Raw genomic sequence first — 16,720 nt, 5'->3', positions numbered from 1 at the left:
TCAGGCAACAGCCTTCGAACTGAGCCTGAATCCAGCAGCGCTTGCGGCGTTCGTTGGCAGAGCTGGCAATCCCGACGGCGACCGTTGGTCCGCTCTGCTGAAACCTGGACGGCCACCGCAGGTCGCCCTTGCCGAGACCCCTCTTCATGCCGGGCTTGTCTCAGGGTCTGCGTCATTCGCGCCCCCACCGCAGAGATCTCGGCATTGGCCGGGATGACATCAGCCGCCGTTGGTCGAGCGTGTCGAGAAGTATTCACAGACGTGCGCCAAATCCGCGCACCAATCAGCCTTCGCCATCCCGTGCGCAGGCCGGCACGAGTGCGGCGGCAACACGTGTCCGTCCCACAGACCCGCCGGTCAGCGTCCCGGCCCCGGCGTACTCCCGCCGGTCGGCGTCGTGGTGGTGTCGATCGGGACCGTGAGAGCCACCTGGTAGCCGTCGGCGACGCTGCCGGTCACGGTGCCCATCTGGTGTGCGCCACCATCGTCGCCGAAGACGTTGTCGGTGGTCAGGCTGACCGCGGCGAAGTTGGCCACCGAAGCCGAGTAGAGGGAGGTGGCGTAGACCGCGTCGCAGGCGTCCTTCGGGAAGGCCAGCTGCGAGGTGCAGATCCGCTTGTCTGCGTCGGTGATGCTCGCCTCGTCCGGATACACCTCGAAGTGGACGTGCGGCCAGCGTCCGGAATAGCAGGCCGGGTAGATGCTGGTGAAGGTGACTTTGCCGGCGGAATCGGCGATCTGCACACCCCGCAGGTAGTTCTCGTTCTCCAGCCCTTCGGAGTACATCGAGTAGTTGCCGCTCGCGTTGCAGTGCCAGGCGTAGACGGCGACACCGGCGAATGCCCCGCCACCGCCCGCCATGTCGAGGATCGTCAAGGTCAACGTCATCGGCACGCCCTCGGCCTTGGTGGTGCTGGTGCCGAAGCTGCTGGTGATGTCGGAGCGGACCACCCCGCTCTCTTCCAGAATGTCCGGGCCGTTGGTGCCGTCGGCCGGGTAGGGACCGTTGGTCTCGTCCGGAATCTCGGTGAGCCCGGTGGAGCTGGTCGCGGTCGCGGTCGCCGACGCCGTCCCGGACGCCGTCGTGCTGGAACTCGAGCTTGCAGACGCACCCGTGCTGCACGCGGCGAGGGTCAGCCCGAGAGCGCCGGCACCGGCAATGCCGAACATGCCGCGCCGGCTGAGGAGCGTGCCGATGTCGAACTGGAGGCCCTGGTCGACCAGCTCCTCCTCGGGACGGGCGAGCGGACGCCCTTCATAGCTGGGCGGGTCGGTGCGGTGATTGGTCATCGCGCTGCTCCAATCTGGACGGGTAGAAGCTGTCCAGACGATAATCCCGCGGCCAACCGGACGCCAGCTGTGCTCTTTCTGTGAGCTTGCTGTGGGCGGCGCCACCAATAGCCGTGCACGATTCTGTTGCGCAGTTGGCTGGGCCGTCCCCATTTCACGCCGGGATGCTCCGCCTTGAACTCGTCGGAGAGCTGGGCAGCGGCCTCGCCCAGCACAGTAAAGTTCCACAGCAGCGCATCACGGCGCTGCCGATCGGCTTGGATGGCCTCAACGTCGTGGCCCGTGGCCAGTTGCTGGGCCTGCTCAGCGGCGTCGATCATCTCACCGAGCAGGAGAATCTCACGCCGCGGCATAGCAGGGTTGGGCTTCGGCAAGCACACACTCACGCATCCGAGAGTTCAAGCCGCCACGCGAGACCAAGTCGACCGGCCGGCCAAACACAGCCGCGAGTTCCTCGCTGAGGTCTTCGATCGCCCAACCCAGCCGAGCCCCCGTGGCTAGGGTGTAGAGCAAGTCGATGTCGCTGTCGGGCCCAACCGTGCCGCGCACAAGCGAGCCGAAGACCTCAAGGCGAACGACACCGTAGCGCTCACATACTTCGCGCAAGCGCTCTCGATCGACATCTATAGCGAGCACACCTGAAGTCTACGGCAGCGATCACCGCTGGATCCCGGCCAGAACGCCAAGACGCTCATCCTCGGTGGAAGCCGGTCATGGGTGACACCTCAGGCATCTCGATGCCGTCGGTGGACGTGTCGACTAGGACACGCTGCAGGCCCCGCTCGCTTCGACTTTCGATGATGCGCTGCCAGCGGTCCAGGTTGCGCTCATGAACCGGGCCCTGAACGGTCAAACCGCACCCGATCCAGGTTGCGCTGCATGCGTCCCCATCCGAAGTCGTCGATGCCACTCATCCCGAGCTTGCGGGAGATCTGACGGTGGAGCAGCCAACTGCGTCGCTTCGTGGGCACCGCGCAGACAGCGACCGTCAGCACTGCGGCCAGCCGGTAGCGGACCCCGCGCGGATCGCGGGGATCGGGAACAGTGGACAAGGCGGTCATCAGGTCATCGGCGCGTTCGATCTTGCTCGCGCCGGCCTTCGGGGAAGATGGCATCGGCGGGTGTGGTCCTGAGTCGGGGAAGGTTGTCTCGCAACTCCCATCCCAAACCCACAGGCCACGCCCGTCCCACACCCCACGCCGGCCACACCCCGACGTCTTCCCAAGCCACAGCCACATCAGCCGACCTTTCCGGGGCCCTGGGCCCCCTGCCATGGGCATAGTTGAGCAACCAAACTGCCGAGATGTAGCGCAGCCAATCTAACTAACCTGGTCCACTGGCAGTGGCGGAAGTTGCCGAGCTGGTCTACTTCGCCCGGGCCACCAGGTTCACGAAGACGTCCTCCAGGGTCGGTTCGACCAGCCCAACCACAGCGTCGGAGAACCCCGCCTCGCGTAGGCCGCGGGTGAAGGTGGGCAGCACGCCGTCGACGGCGGTCGCCGCAGGGTCGATCACCGCGTGCAGCGATACGCCGGACAGGTACGCCTCCTCAACTCCGGGGGCCCGCTCCAGCCAGGCAAGCGCACCGTCCACGTCGGCCACCCGCACCTCGATCACCCGCTCGGTGAGCAGATCGTGCCGGATCTCGGCCGGCGCCCCTTCGGCGATCAGCCCGCCGCGGTAGATGAACGCCAGCCGATTGCAATGGCTCGCCTCGTCCATGTAGTGAGTGGTGACGAACAGGGTCACGCCGCGTCCGGCGAGTTCGTAGAGCAGATCCCAGAACTGCCGGCGAGCGACGGGGTCGACACCACCGGTCGGCTCGTCGAGGAACAGCAGTTCGGGGTCATGAATGGTGGCGGTGCCCAGGGCCAGCCGCTGCCGCCAGCCCACCGACAGGTTCGCCGTCAGCTCGTTCTCGCGTCCCTGCAGGTCGGCCATCTGCAACACGTAGGCGCGCTGCTGCGCGAACCGTTCCGGGCTCAAGTCGTAGACGCCGGCATAGAAGCGCAGATTCTCCTCGACCGTCATGTCCTCGAACAGGGCGAATTTCTGCGACATGTAGCCGAACCGTTGCCGTACCCGCTCGGGGTGCTCCACCACATCCTCGCCTAGCACCAGCGCCTGTCCGGCGTCGGGGGCCGACGTACCGGTGAGCATCCGGATCGTGGTGGTCTTGCCGGAGCCGTTCGGGCCGAGGAAGCCGACGATGCTGCCGCGAGCCACGTCGAAGTCGATCCCGTCGACGGCGGTGAAGCTGCCGAAGCGCTTGGTCAGGCCACGCACCGAGATGGCGGCGTCCGGGTTCGGCGGCGTGCCCCGCACGCTGTCGGTCGGCTGGCTGTCGACGGCGTGCCGGCCCCAGTAGAGCGGGTCGGCGGGCGGGTTGTCGTCCGGGGGCAGAGCACGCCGGGGTGCGGTGGTCATTCGGTCAACCTCCTGCGAGTGGCGGCGACGGCGGCACCGAAGATCACCACGGCGAACGCGCTCAGCACCGCGAATTGCATTCCGAGGGCCTCGAACCCGCTGCCCTTGATGAACGCCCCGCGGAGAATCTCGATCGCCCAGGTGAGCGGCACAAACCAGGTCAGCGGCACGATCGGCGCCGGCATCGAGTCGATCGGGAAGATGAAGCCGGACAGCACGAAGCTGGGCAGCATGAACAGCATCATCAGCTGCTGCGCCTGCTGCCGGGTGTGCGACACCAGCGAGATCAGCAGCCCAAGCCCGATCGAAGTGAGCATGAACAGGGCGAGCCCGGCCGCCACCACCGAGATCTGCCCGGCGAACGGGACGCCGAACCAGAAGATCCCGACGAACGCCACCAGCAGCAGCTGCACGGTCGCCACCAGCGCATATGGGGTGACCTTTCCGATCAGGTACTCGGTGGGCCGGATCGGCGTGACGAACATCTGCTCCAGCGTGCCGCGTTCGCGCTCTTTGACCACGGCCTGCCCCATCACCGCCATGATCGACAGCATCACGATCGCCGCCACCAATCCGGGAATCATGGTGTTCACCGAAGCCAGAGTCGGGTTGAACATCACCCGGACGCGGGCGTCGATGCCCGGCGCGGCCAACTGGACGCCCTGGGCGGCCATCCGCTCGGCGTTGAACCGGCCGATGATCTGGGCGGCATAGCCACTGCCCACGGACGCCACCTGGCTGTCCGAGCCGTCCACCACCACCCCGATCGGGGCGGTCTCGCCACGATCCAGCGCCGCCTGCGTGCCCTCGGGAATGACGATCGCGATCGCGATCTTCCCGGTGTCCATCAGCGACTGCAGGTCGGGTTCGGACGCGTGGGCGGTGATCACGAAATAGTCGGACGCCGCGAAGTGCGCCTCCAGTGCCCGCGAGGTGGACGTCCGGTCGAGGTCGACGATGGCCGTATTCAGGTTCGTCACATCGGCCGCCACCACGTAGCCGAACAGAATCAGCTGCATGATCGGCATCAGGAACAGCAGCCGCAGCAACAGCGGGTCGCGGCGCAGCTGAAGGAACTCCTTCCAGATCAACAGCCGGATCCGCCGCCGGATCCGCGCGCCGGGGCTTCTCATCGCCGCCTCCTCGCCGACAGCACCACCGCGACGGCGATCACGACCACCGCATAGCCGGTCAACGCGACCAGTTCGGGCCAGAGCTCATCCACCCCGGCGCCTTTCAGGAACACCCCGCGCGAGATGGTCACCATGAACCGGGCCGGGAACAGCCAGCTCACCGCCTGCAGCCAGCCCGGAATCGAGCTCAACGGGAAGGCGAACCCGGACAGGATGAACGCCGGCAAGATCGACAGCAGCAAGCCGAGCATGTTGGCGCTCTCCAGGCTGGGCGCGACCGCCGAGATGACCAGCCCCAGGCCGAGCGAGCAGAACACGAACAGCGCGGCACCGAGTGCCAGCACCCCCAGGCTGCCGCGCAACGGCAGGCCGAAGAACCACACCCCGACCGCGGTGATCACCGCCAGCTCGGCGAAGGCCAGCAGCGTCCAGGGCGCCAGCTTGCCGATCATCGTCTCCCAACCGGCCAGTGGGCTGATCGCCAGCTGTTCGTCGGTGCCCTGTTCCCGTTCCCGGACCAGGCTGACCGCGGTCTGCTGGACGGCGACCACCATGATGATCACCACCATCAGGCCGGGGATCAGGAAGTCCGAACTTCGTCTTTCCGGGTTGTACCAGGTGCGCACCCGCGGTTCGAGCTGGCCGGCGGCGGTGACGTCCAGGCCCTGGCGGTCAGCCCATTCGATGGTCACCTGTTGCCCGTAGGACTGGTTGAGCGCGGTGGCGAAGGCCTGCCCGACCCGCGCCGCGGTGGGTTCGCTGCCGTCCAGGTAGACCGCGACCGGGGCCTGCTCGCCGGCGGCCAGGCTGCGCCCGAAGCCGGCCGGCACCACTACGGCAATCCGGGCCTCGTTGCGGTCGAAGATCTCGTCGACGTCGGTCAGGTTGTCGGCGTTGCCGACGACGCGGAAGAAGTCCGAGCTGGCGTAGCTGCGCAGGTAGGCGGCGCTGGCCGGCGTCCGATCCTGGTCGATGACGATGGTGGAGACGTTCTTGACGTCGAAGCTGATCGCGTAGGCGAACAGGATCATCTGCAGCACCGGCAGCGCCAGCACCACGGCGAGGGTGCGGCGGTCCCGTCCGAGGTGGCGGAATTCCTTGGCGATCAGGGCGCCGATCCGGTTCCACGCGTTCATGGCGCCGTCCGTTCCCGATTCGGTTCGGCCCGGTTCGATTCGGCCCGGTTCGATCCGGCCCGGTTCAGCTCGGCGAGGACGGCGAACGCGGTCTCCATGTCGACGGCGACCGCCCGGACGCGGCCCAGCACGCCGGCGGCGGCCAACCGCGCCTCCACCTCGGCGGCGTCCCCGGTGTCGGCCAGCACCCGGACGATGTCGCCGTACAGATGCGCGGCCAGCACGCCCGGCACCGTCTCGACCGCCCCCAGCGCCGTCCGCGGCTCGGCGGCGCGCAACTCGAACAGGCGTCCAGGCACCAGCGCCTTGATCTCGGCCGGGCTGCCGTGGTGCCGGACGCGTCCGCCGTCCAGGAAGATCACGTCGGTGCAGCGCTCGGCCTCGTCCATGTACGGTGTGGCGACCAGCACGGTGGTGCCGGCCCCATGCCGGTCGGCCCCGCGCAGGTCGGCCAGGATGCGCCAGAACTCGCGCCGGGAGACCGGGTCGACGCCGGTGGTCGGCTCGTCGAGCAGCAGCACCTCGGGCCGGTGCATCAGCGTGGTGGCCAGGAACAGCTTCTGCTTCATGCCTCCGGAGAGCCGTCCGGCCTGCCGGTCCAGGAAGTCGGCCAGCCCCATCCCGGTCAGCAAGGCCCGCGACCGTTCTTTGCGTTCAGCGGCCGGGACGCCGCGCAGCCGGGCGAAGAACTCGATGTTCTCGGCCACGCTCAGGTCGGGATAGAGCGCGAATTTCTGGGACATGTAGCCGATCCGCGGGGTGACCTTGCCGGGCTGCCGGGTCACCGAGAAGCCCTGGACGTGAGCATCGCCTGCGTCCGGCCGGAGCACCGTGGCAAGCATCCGGATCAGCGTCGACTTGCCGGCGCCGTCCGGACCGAGCAGGCCGAGCACCGCGCCGGTCGGCACCTCAAGGTCGACCCCGTCGACGGCGACGACGTCGCCGAACGTCCGGCGCAGACCGGACGCCTCGATGGCCGCGGGTGCGGCCTGGTCGGCGGTCATGACAGTCGCACGTCCACCGGCATGCCGGACTTCAGGGTGCCGGACGGGTCGTCGATCCGGATCCGGACGGCGAACACCAGCTTGGTGCGCTGGTCGGGGGTGTCGATGGTGTTCGGGGTGAACTCGGCGGTGTCGGAGACGAACGAGACCGTGCCGGTGAAGCTGCCGGTGGCCGAGTCGGTGGTGATCGTGGCGGTTCCGCCGACGCTGACCTGGCCGATCCGGGGCTCTGAGATGAAGACCCGGACGAACAGATCGGCGGGGTCGGTCATGGTCAGCAGGGTGCGGCCGGGGGCCGCGTTGCCGCCGGCGTTGCCGACCACGTTGATCACGGTGCCCGCGCTGGGCGCCTTGATGGTGGCGTAGCCGAGCTGCACCTGAGCCAGCTTCACGGCGGCCTCGGCCTGGGCCAGCCGGGCGTTGGCGGCCTTCAGGTCGGCCTTGGTGGCGTCGTCGTCGTTCTCGACGTTGGTGACCGCCGCCTTCGCCGCGGTGACGCCCCGTTTGGCCTGGCTGACTTGCAGTTTCAGCGCGGCGGTGTCGAGTTGCACCAGCACCTGACCCTTGCTGACCTGGTCGCCCTCGGACGCCTTCATCGAGGTGATCCGGCCTGCGGTGGCGGGGGCGATGGCGATCTGGCTTGTCTCGACCTGCCCGGTCAGCGTCAGTCCGGCGTCCGGCGCGGGCCGGGTGGCGCTCCACCACCACCAGCCGCCCAGACCGACGAGCAGCAGCACGACGACGATCACCGGGATCGGCGGACGCTTGTGAGACTTCATGGTCACCCCTCGGTCGGGCAGGTGGAGATTCGGAGGTCGGCGGGCACGCCGGGCGGCAGTGGGGAGGTCACGGTGACCTCCACCGGAACCGCGCGGGTCAGATGCACCTGGTCGGTGGTGTGGTAAGTCGGCGGGTAGTTCGCGGCCGGAACGATCCGGCTGACCCGACCGGACGCCGGCATGGCGAGCGAGTCGAGACTGACCGTCGCCGGGGCGTCCAGACAGGTCTGGGCCACCTGTTCGGGCGCCAGCCAGGTGGTCACCACCGATGCCGGACGAGCGAGCTCGGCGATCATGGCGCCGGGTGCCACGACGTCGCCGACGTGCGCGACGGCGGTCACCAGAGCGTCGGCGGGGGCTCGGACGACAGCCTGCGTGCGCTCGAGGGTCGCGGTGTCGACGCCGGTGGTGTCGGCGGCGGCGATCACGGCGAGCGTGCGGGCACGGTTGAGGTCAGCGCGGGCGTCGCTGAGCTTGGTCAGGCCGTCATCGATCTTCCGCAATCCGTCACGGGCCTTGACCAGGTTCGCGTCGATGGTGGCGATCGCCTTGCCCAACTGCCGGACGCCCTTCTTCAGCGCGGCGATGCCGGCGGTGAGCTTGGCGCGGGCGGTGCTGAGTGTGGCGATGCCCCCGGTCAGCTGAGCCCGTACCGCGGTGAGCTGCTGCTTGGCCTGCAGCAACGGTTCGCGAACCTCCGGTCCGGCGTCCGGGGGCAAAGCCTGCAGCGCGGCGGTGACCTGCGCGAGCTCCTGCTCGACCCCAGCCAGCTTCGATCTGAGCTCGCTGAGGTTCTTCTCGACCGTGGCCAGCTGCTTGGGCAGGGTGCCGGACGCCTTGCGGGCGTCGGCCAGCTTGCCGGACAGGTCCTTGCGCGCCTTGGTGGCCTTGGCGATGCCGTCGGTGACCTCGCTGCGCTTGTCGCGCAGGTCTCGTTCCTTGTCAGCCAGGGTGTCGAGGCCGGCGTCGACCACCCCAACCTGCACCTTGGCGACCGCGGCGTTCTTCTTGGCGATGGTCAGCTTGGCGGCCAGCGTGGTGTCGTCGAAGCGGAGCAGGACGTCGCCGGCCTTCACCTGGTCGCCGAGCCGGACCGGCACGGCGACGACCCGCGGCGACGTGCCCGCCGGAATCGCCAGGGTCGGGGCCTGGACGGTGAGCATGTCGGCGCTGACCCGTCCGGTGACCGCGATGGTCTCGGACGGCTGCGCGCACCCGGTGAGCACCAGACCAAGGGCGACGCCCAGGACGGCCAGCTGTCGGCAACTCATGCGTCACCGCCGAAGTCGAGGGTGCGCAGGTAGGCGTCGACCAGCCATTCGATGGTCCCCGTGCCCGGATGTTCGGGGGCGTCGTTGCTCATCAGACCGCCGAAGACGACGTAGCTCATCAACGGCCCGACCAGCAGCCGCACGCTGATCTCGGGATGGTCGGGCACGATCACCCCGTTGGCCGCGGCCCCGGCGAGGATCGCGGTGGCGCGTTCCAGCAGTTGATAGGGCAACGCTTCCAGGAAGGTGTGACGCAGTTCGGGGACGTGCACGGCCTCGCCGACCAGCAGCCGCAAAATGGCGATCGACTCGTCGCGCAGCATGGTGTCGAGCAGCCGCCCGACGAAGCCGATCAGGGCGTCCCGAAGCTCGGCGCGGGTCCGTGGAGGTTCGATGCCGCGTTGCGGGCCCAACGCCTGCAGCGCCTCGGCCAGGATCGCGATCAGCAACTCGTCCTTGCTCGGGAAGTAGGCGTAGAGGGTCTGTTTGCTGACCCCGGCCGCGGCGGTGACGGCGTCCATCGAGGTGCGGGCGTAGCCCTGGCTGAGGAAGAGCGCACGACCGGCGTCGGTGATCTGCCGACGCTTGGCCTGGGCTCGAGGGCTCAACTCCTCCACGGATCAAACTGTACGGTTCAGTTTGATTTCGTGGCAAGACGTCCACGACGTGCGAGAAGTAGGATCGCAGTATGAGCAGCAAGGTCCGCAAGACCCTCACCCTGGACCCCGACGTGGTGCAAACCTTCGGCGACGATGCCGCCGCACTCTCCGCCACAGTGAACGCGGTGCTGCGCGCCGAGATGGAGCGGCGGGCCCGTCACGCCGCTCTGGCTGATTTCGTCGCCACGCTGGACGCCGAGTTCGGCGAACCCGACCCCGCCGACGTCGAGCGATTCCGCCGCGCACTCGGATGACCGCGCTGATCCTCGATTCCGAGGCGTTCTCACAACTTGCCCGCAGCCGCTCCGGACAGGCGCCCGGCGCCGTCCACGCAGCCCTCAAAGCAGCCGTGCTGAGCGGCATCGACGTCCACGTGCCGGCGGCGGTGCTGGCCGGGTAGTATCGCGGCGGACGGCACGATCAGATCGTCGACTCCTGCCTCGGACGCCACAGCGGCATCGATGTCGTCGACACGACCCGGACTCTCGCCCGCACGATCGGCAATCTCCTCGCGCGAGCCGGTCGAGGCTCGGTCGACCATGTGGATGCCGCCGTCGTGGCCACCGCGCTCGCCGCCGGCGGAGGGGTCATCGCCACCGGCGACCCGGACGATCTTGATGCGCTCGCCGCCGGACTTCCTGGGATATCGGTCGAGGTGGTCTGAACGTCCAATGGGTTACCCGGGTTAGGGTTTCGGCTGTGATCAAGTACCTGGGCTCCAAACGGGCCCTGGCCGGCGTCCTGGGGACGCTGGCCCAGGGTGCGGGTGCCCGGACGGCGGTGGACCTGTTCACCGGAACCACGCGGGTGGCGCAGGAGTTCAAGCGGCGCGGGCTGTCGGTGATCGCGGCCGACCTGGCCAGCTACAGCGAGGTGCTGGCCCACTGCTACATCACCACCGACGCCGACGCGGTCGACGCCGACGAGCTGGACGCCCTGCTGGCCGAGCTCAACGCCCTGCCCGGACGCCGTGGTTACGTCACCGAGACCTTCTGCGAGAACGCCCGGTTCTTCCAGCCGCACAACGGCGAGCGGATCGACGCGATCCGGGAGCACCTGGTCGAGTGGGACGGGCACCCGCTGTACCCGGTGCTGCTGACCGCCCTGATGGAGGCCGCCGACCGGGTGGACAACACCACCGGCCAGCACATGGCGTATCTGAAGTCGTGGGCGCCGCGGGCGTCCAATCACCTGCGACTGCGGGCGCCCGTGCTGCTCACCGGTACCGGACAGGCGGTGCGCGGCGACGCCCTCGACGTGGTGCGGACGCTGCCGCCGGTCGACCTGATCTACCTCGATCCGCCGTACAACCAGCACCGCTACTTCAGCTACTACCACATCTGGGAGACGCTGGTCCGCTGGGATTCGCCCGACCACTACGGGATCGCCTGCAAGCGCGCGGACGCCAAGGGCCGCCAGAACGCCAGCGCCTTCAACTCTCGCCGCAGTATGCCGGACGCGCTGGCCACGGTGATCGGTGCCGCCCGCGCCGAGGTGGTGATGGTCTCCTACAACGACGAGGCCTGGGTCACGCCGGAACAGATCGTCGGCTGGCTGACCGACGCCGGGCACGAGACGGTCGAGTTGCTCGCCTTCGAATCCCGGCGCTACATCGGCTCCCGGATCGGCATCTACAACCACCTCGGCGAGAAGGTGGGCAAGGTCTCGCACACCCGCAACACCGAGTACGTGGTGATCGGTGGAGTGGCTGAGCGGGTGGCCGGCGCACTGGCGGAACTGCGATGAACAGCCGGCGGGCTCGGGTCGCCGACATTCACGCGCTGGCGTCCGCCCTGCCCTATGTGACGGTCTACGACCCCGACTCGTCCACCCCCGTCTACCAGGTGGGTGGCAAGTCGTTCGTCTTCTTCCGGACGCCGCGGCCGGTCGCCGTCGACCCGGTCACCGGCGAGCGCTACCACGACGTGGTGGTGTTCTGGGTGCCCGACCTGGCCGCCAAGGAGGCACTGGTCCAGGACGAATCGACCCCGTTCTTCACCACGCCACACTTCGACGGGCACCCGTCGGTGTTGCTGCGGCTCAGCCGGCTGCCCGAGTTGAGCCGGGACGAGTTGGCCGAGGTGATCGAGGACGCCTGGCTGTCGCGGGCGTCCGCTGGCCGCGGCCGGCTGTACCTGGAGAGCGCCGATCGGATCACCCGCTGAACCGATCGGATCGCCTCCCCCGCATGACCAGGAAATACCCCGGCCGATCGCGGCGTTGTCGCAGGCGAGGGTCGCCCGACTCTCGGCTTTCCGGGCTTCCGCTGCTAGATTGGCCGCCATGCACACGAACGTGACGATGATCACTGCGCGCGACACCCGCGTGCTGATGTGCATGTGTTGCTGTTGTCGACTCGGCTGAACGACCGTTTCTCACCTGTTCACCCTCTCCAACCGCAACTTCTCCCGTGAAAGGCATGCCATGCCGACCGATGAAATCTGGCGCCGTATCCGCTCCGAAGCCACCGCCGCCGCCGACAGCGAACCCGCACTGGCCAGCTACCTGCACACCGTCGTGCTGGCTCACGACCGGCTCGAAGACGTGCTCAGCTACCTGCTGGCGTCCAAGCTGGGCAGCCCCACCATCACCTCGCTCAGCCTGCGCTCGCTGATCGACGAGGCATTCGCCAACGATCCGACGATCGGGCTGGCCTTCCGCGAAGACCTGCGGGCCGTGCTCAGCCGCGATCCTGCATGCAGGGGCTACTCGATCCCGCTGCTGCACTTCAAGGGCTTCCACGCGCTGCAGTCGTACCGGGTGGCGCACTACTACTGGCTGGCCGGCCGGCAATCGCTGGCGCTTTACCTGCAGAGCCGGATCTCCGAGGTGTTCGCGGTCGACATCCACCCCGGCGCCCGGATCGGCAAGGGGATCCTGTTCGACCATGCCACCTCGATCGTGATCGGCGAGACCGCGGTGGTCGAGGACGACTTCTCGATGCTGCACGAGGTGACCCTGGGCGGCACCGGCAAGGTGGGCGGCGACCGGCACCCGAAGATCCGTCGCGGCGTGATGATCGGCGCCGGCGCCAAGGTGCTGGGCAATATCGAGGTCGGCGAGGGTGCCAAGATCGGCGCCGGATCGGTAGTGCTCGAAGACGTGGCCCCGTTCACCACAGTGGCCGGGGTTCCGGCCCGTCCGGTGAGCTACCCGGCGCACGTCTTCCCCGAGGACCTGGTCGAGACCGACCTGACCTACCACGACGCCGAGTAGGCCCAAACTGGTTGTCGGGACTGCCCCGCTCTGCTGGCACGCGCCGAGACCTGCGTTATAAAGTGCGCCCCATCCCGAACGCCGGCGCATCCGCGGCGAAATGAGCGTTATCCCACGGTCACCGGACGGGCATAACGCTCGTTTCGGGGCGAGGAAGTCATCTCCGGACACGGCGACCGCCGATAACGCTCATTTCGGCGTGGGCCCCGGCGGAACCGTCGTCTGCTCCAGCGCCACCAGCGGGCCGAACCCAACGGCGGAGTTGAACCGGTGTTCTTCCAGCAGCTGCGGATGATCGACTCGACGACGTGCACCTTCGCCACGAAGACAATTCCTTGGGTGCTGAAAAAAGGTGAGTACACCCGCGGGATATTCGGAACGCTTCGCCACCGACCCGGCGGGGTCCTTCGAATAGAACCAGTATCCCGGCGGCACCTCCTCTCCCGAGATCCCGACCCTCTTCCACCGGTGCTCTAGTTCCACTATCTTTATCCGAGGCGCCCCCACACCGTCGTCGGGACGCTTCGGCACCGAGATGTTCCCGGGGCCGTGCATTACCTCAGGGGGAACGACAATGCGGTCATCCAAAGTACGAGTGTGGCTTTCCAGTGTGATCGCGGTGGCGATCTCCCTGAGCGGCGTGGCCAGTTCGTCTACGGCGTGGGCTGAGCCACAACCGTCGCCGGCACCGACTCCGGTGTCTACGTCGACACCGACGCCGTCCCCGACTGCCACACCGGCCACCGCACCGACGGTGACCGCCCTGACCCCGGCGCGCGGACCGGTGGCTGGCCGGACCCAGATCACCGTGACCGGCAGCGGGTTCACCGGCGCGAAACGTGTGTTGTTCGGCTGGAAGACCGGCTGGAACCTGAAGGTGCTCACCGACACCCGGCTCACCGTGACGGCGCCACCGGGATGGAGCACCGTCGGCGTCCGCGTGGTCACCGACAGGGGCATCTCGAAGGTCTCCGAACACACCAGGTACCGCTACGTCGCCGCACCGCGGGTGTTCGCGCTGCGTCCGGATTCGGCCGGCACAGACAACCCCGCCAAGGTCACCATCGTCGGTGACAACTTCCTCGACGTCTCCACGGTGATGTTCGGCAACTCCGCAGGCACCGACCTCCGGGTGTGGTCGGAGCACAAGCTCACCGTGACCACGCCGCCGCGCGAGGCGGGGACGACCACCGTCCGGGTGATCACCGCCTACGGCAGCTCCAAGTCGGGCAGGCAAGCCCGTTTCACCTTCGTCGCATCACCGCGGGTGTCCGGGATCTCCCCCACCACCGGTCCAGCCGCGGGTGGCACCACCGTCACCGTCGTCGGCCTTGGATTCAGCACGGCGACCCGGGTCACCTTCGGCGGCACACCCGCCGCGAACCTGAAAGTCCTCACCGACCGGAAGCTCACCGTCACCGCGCCGGCCGGCCAACCCGGCACCACCGCGGACGTCGTGGTCACCGGCCGGTACGGCAGCAGCAAGCCCCACGTCGCCGCCCGCTACAGCTACGCCTCGACCTGCGTCCCGACGGTGGTCCCGGTCAGCGGCACCATTGCCGCCGACACCACCTGGCAGCCGGCTGGCTGCGGCACGGTCTACCGGGTCAGCGGCACGGTGACGGTCGCCAAGAGTGCCACCCTCACCGTCGCGGCAGGCACCGTCGTCAAATTCGACGGCCAGGCGTCGATGTCGGTGGACGGCTCACTGGTGGTCGAGGGCACCACGGCCGCCCCGGCCGTCTTCACCGGCATCCGCGACGACTCACTCGGTGGCGACACCAACGGCGATGGCAGCGCCACCAGCCCGAAGGCCGGCGACTGGGGCAGCATCCGACTCAACGACGACGCGATCCTCCGAGCGAACGCACTGACCGTGCGCTACGGCAGCGGGATCGACGGCAGTGGTGTGGCCGGTCAGGATGCGGATCTGTCGGTGTTCGAGCTGACCGATTCCACGCTGTCGCACAACACCGCGGGAGTCGTCGCCTACCACAGTGACGAGAATGTGGACCCGGAGCGCGCGATCACCATCACCGGGACGACGCTCGTCGATTCAGGCACCATCGCTGTTTCCAGCATGGGCAGCTACAACGCCGCCACCCCCAACGACGTGCCCGTTCCGGTCCAGGTCTCGGGCAATTCGGTGAGCGGCGCCACGAGCGCCCAACCCGCGTATTCGATCTGTGACGGCACGCTGCAGCCGTCCCTGCTCACCGGGAACACCGGCAGCGACAACACGGTGAACGCCATCCGACTCTGCGGCACCCTCGTCGAGGATTGGGCGCTGCCCACCACCGGCCTGCCGTACATCATGGGTAGTCTCAAACTCGGCGGGATCCCCGGATTTCCGCTGACGCCGCGGGCGACCCTCACCATTCCGGCCGGTGCGATCGTCAAATTCGACGACGGGGCACGTCTGGATGTGACCGATGGGTCCCTCATTGTGAACGGCACCCAAACCCAACCGGTGATCTTTACCAGCATTCACGACGACGACGCCGGGGGCGACACCAACGGCAACGGCAACGGCACCTCGCCCGAGCCGGGAAGCTGGGGTGGCCTCAGTGTGTCCAGCAGCAATTATTCGACCGATACGCAGACGTATAACACCACGGGCACGCTCACGGCGAACGAACTCGACCAGCGTTACAGTTCAGGGATCACCTCGTCCAGCGCGGCGGGTTTCCGGCTGACCAACTCCACCCTCAGCGACAACAGCGGCGGCATCACCGCCGACCGGAGCCTGTGGATGGGGTTCAGCGTCGCCGGTGAGATCGTGATCGTCGGCAACACGCTGACGTCCTCCGGCGGCATCTCTGTCGAATCCTATCCCCCGGATCCCCGGCTGGACGGATACGCTACCGCGGTCCAGGTCACCGGGAACCATGTCACCGGAAACACCACGGACCAACCGGCCTATTTCTACTCCGAGCAGGATTTCGATCCCGCCAGCCTGAGCAGCAACACCGGCAGCGACAACAAGGTCAATGCCATTGGCATCAGCGGCCGGATCGGCAGCTGGACGGTGCCCACCACCGGACTGCAATACGTCGTCAGCGGACCGGTCACGGTGCTCGGCACCCTCACCGTTCCGGCCGGAGCCGTCCTCAAATTCGCCGGGAGCCTCGAGATCGGCTACAACGGTGCGCTAGTGGCGAATGGCACGGCCGATACGCCCGCTGTTTTCACCAGCATTCGCGACGACTCCGTGCGAGGCGACACCAATGGCGACGGGAACGCCACCAGCCCCCAGGCCGGCGACTGGGGAGGCGTCATGGTCACCGGATTGTTCAACGCCGGACGGGGCCAGATCGCAAACGGCCCCGCCTCGATCACCGTGACCGGTCTGACCCTGCGCTACGGACGCGGAATCGTCTCCGCCCCTGGCGTCGACACCACATTCCGCGTCACCAACTCCGACCTGGTCGACAACGCCGCCGGCCTGTTCGGCGACGGAGGGATCTTCGTGCTGCGAGCCGGCCCGGGCGCGACCACGATCACCGGGAACACATTGACCAGGTCCGGAACCGTCCAGGTCGAGACGACGATCGACGAACAGGACGCCGGACCGTTGGAGGTGGCCGACAACACGATCAACCCGTGATGTGCGGAAATCCAACTGGTGGAGCCGCCTTGGGGAGTCGAACCCCAGACCTATTCATTACGAGTGAATCGCTCTGCCAACTGAGCTAAGGCGGCATGCCGGACGCGCCGGCGACGTCCCACTATAGGCCAGCAGCCTGTTCCGAAGCGATTCGGCGCAGCGACGAGTGGACCGAGGAGACCCGTCCCGGCGTTCCAC

The 16,720-nt window shown here is 67.9% G+C and carries 19 protein-coding genes and 1 tRNA gene; 7 read left to right on the top strand and 13 right to left on the bottom strand.

What is annotated here, in order from left to right:
• Positions 1 to 357 precede the first annotated feature (357 nt).
• The 11 genes from QM619_RS00215 to QM619_RS00165 all read right to left on the bottom strand — a co-directional run bounded on the left by QM619_RS00215 (position 358) and on the right by QM619_RS00165 (position 9,657).
• Positions 358 to 1,290 (bottom strand): intradiol ring-cleavage dioxygenase, encoded by a 933-nt coding sequence (locus tag QM619_RS00215; RefSeq protein WP_415103117.1) that lies wholly within the window; start codon positions 1,288 to 1,290, stop codon positions 358 to 360.
• Positions 1,287 to 1,610 carry a DUF86 domain-containing protein gene (locus QM619_RS00210; protein ID WP_415103116.1) on the bottom strand — a complete coding sequence of 108 codons (324 nt, stop codon included), beginning with the start codon at positions 1,608 to 1,610 and terminating at the stop codon, positions 1,287 to 1,289. Before QM619_RS00210 ends, QM619_RS00215 begins: the two co-directional genes overlap by 4 nt.
• A gap of 19 nt (positions 1,611 to 1,629) precedes the next feature.
• Positions 1,630 to 1,926, bottom strand: coding sequence for a nucleotidyltransferase family protein (locus tag QM619_RS00205; RefSeq protein ID WP_415103115.1), 297 nt, complete (start codon positions 1,924 to 1,926; stop codon positions 1,630 to 1,632).
• 191 nt (positions 1,927 to 2,117) lie between these two features.
• A complete protein-coding gene (locus QM619_RS00200) occupies positions 2,118 to 2,405 on the bottom strand; it encodes a transposase family protein (RefSeq protein WP_415103114.1) in 288 nt (95 codons plus the stop codon).
• Positions 2,406 to 2,655: 250 nt separating this feature from the next.
• Positions 2,656 to 3,717, bottom strand: a complete 1,062-nt coding sequence (locus QM619_RS00195) for an ATP-binding cassette domain-containing protein (protein WP_415103113.1) — start codon at positions 3,715 to 3,717, stop codon at positions 2,656 to 2,658.
• Positions 3,714 to 4,850, bottom strand: a complete 1,137-nt coding sequence (locus tag QM619_RS00190) for an ABC transporter permease (RefSeq protein ID WP_415103112.1) — start codon at positions 4,848 to 4,850, stop codon at positions 3,714 to 3,716. The genes QM619_RS00195 and QM619_RS00190 overlap by 4 nt, the downstream gene beginning before the upstream one ends.
• Positions 4,847 to 5,986 (bottom strand): ABC transporter permease, encoded by a 1,140-nt coding sequence (locus tag QM619_RS00185; RefSeq protein ID WP_415103111.1) that lies wholly within the window; start codon positions 5,984 to 5,986, stop codon positions 4,847 to 4,849. The genes QM619_RS00190 and QM619_RS00185 overlap by 4 nt, the downstream gene beginning before the upstream one ends.
• Positions 5,983 to 6,990: an ABC transporter ATP-binding protein gene (locus QM619_RS00180; protein WP_415103110.1), complete on the bottom strand. Its 1,008-nt coding sequence runs from the start codon at positions 6,988 to 6,990 to the stop codon at positions 5,983 to 5,985. The genes QM619_RS00185 and QM619_RS00180 overlap by 4 nt, the downstream gene beginning before the upstream one ends.
• Positions 6,987 to 7,769 (bottom strand): efflux RND transporter periplasmic adaptor subunit, encoded by a 783-nt coding sequence (locus QM619_RS00175; protein WP_415103109.1) that lies wholly within the window; start codon positions 7,767 to 7,769, stop codon positions 6,987 to 6,989. Before QM619_RS00175 ends, QM619_RS00180 begins: the two co-directional genes overlap by 4 nt.
• A gap of 2 nt (positions 7,770 to 7,771) precedes the next feature.
• On the bottom strand, positions 7,772 to 9,040 hold the full coding sequence (locus QM619_RS00170) for an HlyD family secretion protein (RefSeq protein WP_415103108.1): 1,269 nt from the start codon (positions 9,038 to 9,040) through the stop codon (positions 7,772 to 7,774).
• Positions 9,037 to 9,657, bottom strand: coding sequence for a TetR/AcrR family transcriptional regulator (locus QM619_RS00165; protein WP_415103107.1), 621 nt, complete (start codon positions 9,655 to 9,657; stop codon positions 9,037 to 9,039). The genes QM619_RS00170 and QM619_RS00165 overlap by 4 nt, the downstream gene beginning before the upstream one ends.
• A gap of 71 nt (positions 9,658 to 9,728) precedes the next feature.
• Here QM619_RS00165 and QM619_RS00160 point away from each other — a divergent pair, with 71 nt between their 5' ends.
• From QM619_RS00160 to cysE, 6 genes are all read left to right on the top strand, one after another.
• Positions 9,729 to 9,953 carry a hypothetical protein gene (locus QM619_RS00160; RefSeq protein WP_415103106.1) on the top strand — a complete coding sequence of 75 codons (225 nt, stop codon included), beginning with the start codon at positions 9,729 to 9,731 and terminating at the stop codon, positions 9,951 to 9,953.
• Positions 9,950 to 10,099 (top strand): hypothetical protein, encoded by a 150-nt coding sequence (locus tag QM619_RS00155; RefSeq protein ID WP_415103105.1) that lies wholly within the window; start codon positions 9,950 to 9,952, stop codon positions 10,097 to 10,099. The genes QM619_RS00160 and QM619_RS00155 overlap by 4 nt, the downstream gene beginning before the upstream one ends.
• Before the next feature lie 24 nt (positions 10,100 to 10,123).
• Positions 10,124 to 10,363 (top strand): PIN domain-containing protein, encoded by a 240-nt coding sequence (locus QM619_RS00150; protein WP_415103128.1) that lies wholly within the window; start codon positions 10,124 to 10,126, stop codon positions 10,361 to 10,363.
• A gap of 35 nt (positions 10,364 to 10,398) precedes the next feature.
• Entirely contained in the window at positions 10,399 to 11,445 is a 1,047-nt protein-coding gene (locus QM619_RS00145; RefSeq protein WP_415103104.1) for a DNA adenine methylase, read from the top strand.
• Complete coding sequence (locus QM619_RS00140; protein WP_415103103.1) at positions 11,442 to 11,864, top strand: MmcQ/YjbR family DNA-binding protein; 423 nt, start codon at positions 11,442 to 11,444, stop codon at positions 11,862 to 11,864. The genes QM619_RS00145 and QM619_RS00140 overlap by 4 nt, the downstream gene beginning before the upstream one ends.
• Before the next feature lie 259 nt (positions 11,865 to 12,123).
• The gene (gene cysE, locus QM619_RS00135; RefSeq protein WP_415103102.1) at positions 12,124 to 12,915 is read left to right on the top strand and encodes a serine O-acetyltransferase; all 792 of its coding nucleotides are present in this window, start codon (positions 12,124 to 12,126) and stop codon (positions 12,913 to 12,915) included.
• 189 nt (positions 12,916 to 13,104) lie between these two features.
• On the opposite strand, the gene QM619_RS00130 is transcribed toward cysE, so the two are convergent.
• Entirely contained in the window at positions 13,105 to 13,659 is a 555-nt protein-coding gene (locus QM619_RS00130; protein ID WP_415103101.1) for a hypothetical protein, read from the bottom strand.
• Positions 13,660 to 13,669: 10 nt separating this feature from the next.
• On the opposite strand from QM619_RS00130, the gene QM619_RS00125 reads away from it, so the two are divergent.
• Complete coding sequence (locus QM619_RS00125) at positions 13,670 to 16,522, top strand: IPT/TIG domain-containing protein (protein ID WP_415103100.1); 2,853 nt, start codon at positions 13,670 to 13,672, stop codon at positions 16,520 to 16,522.
• 19 nt (positions 16,523 to 16,541) lie between these two features.
• Here QM619_RS00125 and QM619_RS00120 read toward each other — a convergent pair.
• Positions 16,542 to 16,617 (bottom strand) — tRNA-Thr (locus tag QM619_RS00120).
• Between the last annotated feature and the right edge of the window lie 103 nt (positions 16,618 to 16,720).

The sequence above is a fragment of the Micropruina sp. genome, from assembly GCF_047606665.1.
Lineage (GTDB): Bacteria > Actinomycetota > Actinomycetes > Propionibacteriales > Propionibacteriaceae > Micropruina.
Note: the sequence above shows the minus strand (reverse complement) of the source record. Positions and strands in the feature narration are given on the sequence as shown.

What these genes read in the sequence shown, in the direction of transcription:
- QM619_RS00155 (WP_415103105.1), top strand. Translation starts at nt 9,950, where the DNA reads ATGACCGCGCTGATCCTCGATTCCGAGGCGTTCTCACAACTTGCCCGC.
- QM619_RS00190 (WP_415103112.1), bottom strand. Translation starts at nt 4,850, where the DNA reads ATGAGAAGCCCCGGCGCGCGGATCCGGCGGCGGATCCGGCTGTTGATC.
- cysE (WP_415103102.1), top strand. Translation starts at nt 12,124, where the DNA reads ATGCCGACCGATGAAATCTGGCGCCGTATCCGCTCCGAAGCCACCGCC.
- QM619_RS00210 (WP_415103116.1), bottom strand. Translation starts at nt 1,610, where the DNA reads ATGATCGACGCCGCTGAGCAGGCCCAGCAACTGGCCACGGGCCACGAC.
- QM619_RS00140 (WP_415103103.1), top strand. Translation starts at nt 11,442, where the DNA reads ATGAACAGCCGGCGGGCTCGGGTCGCCGACATTCACGCGCTGGCGTCC.
- QM619_RS00200 (WP_415103114.1), bottom strand. Translation starts at nt 2,405, where the DNA reads ATGCCATCTTCCCCGAAGGCCGGCGCGAGCAAGATCGAACGCGCCGAT.
- QM619_RS00185 (WP_415103111.1), bottom strand. Translation starts at nt 5,986, where the DNA reads ATGAACGCGTGGAACCGGATCGGCGCCCTGATCGCCAAGGAATTCCGC.
- QM619_RS00160 (WP_415103106.1), top strand. Translation starts at nt 9,729, where the DNA reads ATGAGCAGCAAGGTCCGCAAGACCCTCACCCTGGACCCCGACGTGGTG.
- QM619_RS00215 (WP_415103117.1), bottom strand. Translation starts at nt 1,290, where the DNA reads ATGACCAATCACCGCACCGACCCGCCCAGCTATGAAGGGCGTCCGCTC.
- QM619_RS00195 (WP_415103113.1), bottom strand. Translation starts at nt 3,717, where the DNA reads ATGACCACCGCACCCCGGCGTGCTCTGCCCCCGGACGACAACCCGCCC.
- QM619_RS00180 (WP_415103110.1), bottom strand. Translation starts at nt 6,990, where the DNA reads ATGACCGCCGACCAGGCCGCACCCGCGGCCATCGAGGCGTCCGGTCTG.
- QM619_RS00170 (WP_415103108.1), bottom strand. Translation starts at nt 9,040, where the DNA reads ATGAGTTGCCGACAGCTGGCCGTCCTGGGCGTCGCCCTTGGTCTGGTG.
- QM619_RS00175 (WP_415103109.1), bottom strand. Translation starts at nt 7,769, where the DNA reads ATGAAGTCTCACAAGCGTCCGCCGATCCCGGTGATCGTCGTCGTGCTG.